Annotated in this window: 2 protein-coding genes; one reads left to right on the forward strand and one right to left on the reverse strand. The window is 68.2% G+C overall.

Annotation, left to right across the window (positions count from 1 at the left end; all coding sequences use genetic code 11):
• Positions 1-129 precede the first annotated feature (129 nt).
• Entirely contained in the window at positions 130-678 is a 549-nt protein-coding gene (locus tag ACWCRB_RS49635) for an acyl-CoA thioesterase (RefSeq protein ID WP_451002348.1), read from the reverse strand.
• A gap of 119 nt (positions 679-797) precedes the next feature.
• Here ACWCRB_RS49635 and ACWCRB_RS49640 point away from each other — a divergent pair, with 119 nt between their 5' ends.
• Positions 798-2,159 (forward strand): LCP family protein, encoded by a 1,362-nt coding sequence (locus ACWCRB_RS49640; protein ID WP_451002349.1) that lies wholly within the window; start codon positions 798-800, stop codon positions 2,157-2,159.
• The last annotated feature ends 37 nt before the right edge of the window (positions 2,160-2,196 follow it).

The raw sequence follows: 2,196 nt of genomic DNA on the forward strand, positions 1-2,196 counted from the left end.
GACGGGCTGAGTCAGTCAGCCCGTCCGGCGTTTGAGGACAAGGCCCGTTCAGGGCCGTAGCGGGGGTCTGGGGGCGGCAGCCCCCGAGGATGGGACGGGTAGGGGCGGCGGGGGCGAAGGAAAGGCCCCTCAGTCGTCCAAGCCGTCCGCCGCTCTGCGTTCCCTCAGTTCCACGATCGCCCTCCGCCGCGCCAAGCGGTGTGTGCGGCGGATCTGGGCCTCCTGGTAGCGGCGGTCGTCGCGTTCCGTTTCCGGGAGGACCGGTGGGACGCGGCGCGGCTTGCCTTCGGCGTCGACCGCCGCGAAGACCAGGTACGCCGACCCCACCTGCGTCGCCGGCGTCGACTCGTTCCAGCGCTCGGCGAGGACGCGTACCCCGACCTCCATCGAGGTCCGGCCGGTCCAGTTGACCTGGGCCTTGACGTGGACCAGGTCACCCACCCGCACCGGCTCCAGGAACGCCATCTCGTCCATCGACGCCGTGACAGCGGGGCCGCCCGAATGCCGCCCGGCCACCGCGCCCGCCGCATCGTCGACCAGTTTCATGATCACCCCGCCGTGCACCGTACCGAGAAGGTTGGTGTCGGCGTGGGTCATGATGTGGCTGAGAGTCGTCCGGGAGGCCGAGGTCGGCTTGCCCGGGGGTGCCGCATCTGCGCTGGTGGCCTGGTCTGTCATGGCCCTCACCTTATGCCGGACGTACACATGGGCGATTTGTGTCAGCTTCGCAACAGCCCTGCTCCTAATTTCCTTCGACCCTTGTATAGGACACACCCCGGCACTGCACACTGGTCGGCATGAACGATTGGCCTGACGCGTGGTCCGACGACAACCGCAACAACCGGTACGGTCGCGGCAGCGCGAACGCACAGCCCGAGGGTGCGCGCGTGATGCGACAGGTTCAACGTGGCCCGGGTGGCCAAAGCGGCCAGTACGGGCAGGGGTCCTCCTCCGCACCGCCCTACGGTGGCGGGGTCCCGCCTCAGCAGCAGCCGTACGGCAGTGACCCGTACGGCAACGACGGCTACAGCGGCGGCGGCAGCGACTACAACACCGGGCAGGTCTACGGCGGTGGCGGGGCCGGTGCCGGTGCCGCAGGAGGCGGTGGGCGTGGTGCCCGCCCTGCGCCTAACTGGCGCAAGCGGATCAAGTGGACCGCGATCACCCTGGTCACCCTGCTGGTCGTGGTGTCCGTCAGTACGTACTTCTGGGCCGACTCCAAGCTGAACCGCGAGGTCGACCTGTCGAAGGTCATCGACCGGCCGGACACGGGCAAGGGCACTAACTATCTGATCGTCGGTTCCGACAGCCGCGCGGGGCTGTCCGACGAGGAGAAGAAGAAGCTTCGTACCGGGTCCGCCGCAGGCCAGCGCACGGACTCGATGATGATCCTGCACACCGGCGACAACGGCCCGACCCTCATCTCCCTCCCCCGTGACTCGGACGTGGAGATCCCCACCTTCGTGGGCTCCGAGTCCGGCAAGACGTTCAAGGGCACGGGCCGGCACGTGAAGCTGAACGCGGCGTACGCGGAGGACGGGCCCGAACTGCTCGTCCGTACCGTCGAGTTCAACACCGGGCTGCGCATCGACCACTACGTCGAGATCGGCTTCGCCGGCTTCGCGAACATCGTGGACGCGGTCGGCGGTGTGGAACTGACCATCCCCAAGGGCGGGATGAAGGACACCAAGTCCGGCGCCAACTTCACGGCGGGCAAGCAGACCCTCAACGGCGAGCAGGCCCTGGCCTTCGTTCGTACCCGGTACGCGCTCGCGGGCAGCGACCTGGACCGTACGAAGAACCAGCAGAAGTTCCTCGCGGCCCTGGCGAGCCAGACGGCGACGCCGAGCACGCTGCTGAACCCCTTCAAGCTCTACCCCACGATGAGCGCGGGCCTCGACACCCTGGTCGTCGACAAGGACATGAGCCTGTTCGACCTGGCCGACATGTTCTGGGCGATGAAGGGCGTCACCGGCGGCGACGGCAAGTCGATGAACATGCCGCTCGCGGGCTCGTCCGGCGGCAACCTCCTCTGGGACAAGACCAAGGTGAAGACCCTGGTCACCGAGTTGAAGAACGACGACACGGTCACCGTCACCGGCTGGAGGCCGGCCGGGTCGCCCGGGAGTTCAGCGAGGAGGTGCCACAGGGTTCCGTGATCAGCACCACCCCGGATCCCGGCACCGAGCGGCGCGC

The sequence above is a fragment of the Streptomyces sp. NPDC002156 genome (genome assembly GCF_053593675.1).